This is a genomic window from Methylophaga lonarensis MPL, from assembly GCF_000349205.1.
Classification (GTDB): domain Bacteria; phylum Pseudomonadota; class Gammaproteobacteria; order Nitrosococcales; family Methylophagaceae; genus Methylophaga; species Methylophaga lonarensis.
The window spans coordinates 1-439 of record NZ_APHR01000100.1 but is presented as its reverse complement, the minus strand read 5'-3'; the positions used below and the strand labels follow the sequence as shown (position 1 = coordinate 439).

1 pseudogene is annotated in these 439 nt (G+C 43.5%); it reads left to right on the top strand.

Going from position 1 to position 439, the window contains the following annotated elements:
* Window positions 1-430, top strand: a pseudogene (locus MPL1_RS13750) (DNA replication/repair protein RecF); the annotation flags it as partial.
* Window positions 431-439 lie beyond the last annotated feature (9 nt).

Below are 439 nucleotides of genomic sequence, written 5' to 3'. Positions count from 1 at the left end.
TCAGTCCTATAAAAAATCATTACAGCAACGTAATGCGGCATTGAAAAATCGTTCAAAAAGAGATGAATTGTTGCTGTGGGATAATTATCTAAACAGACACGGATTAGCACTGACAGAACATCGGTCACGATATCTTGAAAGGCTAAGAAGTGAATTCGAAGTGTTATTCGGTCACTTGTGCCCGGCCTTCGCTGATGCAGATATTACTTCGCGTTTTAGCATCGGCTGGCCGAAGAATGAGAATCTGACCGATGTGCTGCTCGCTAATATAGAAAAAGATCAGCAACACGGTTACACGCGTTATGGTGCGCATGCTTGTGATTGGACGCTGAAGATAAACGATGCGGATCCTGCAGAGCTATTGTCGAGAGGTCAGCAAAAGCTTTTCTTTCTAGCAATCAGCCTTGGCCCAGCTGAAAATTATTCATGAGCAGACAAT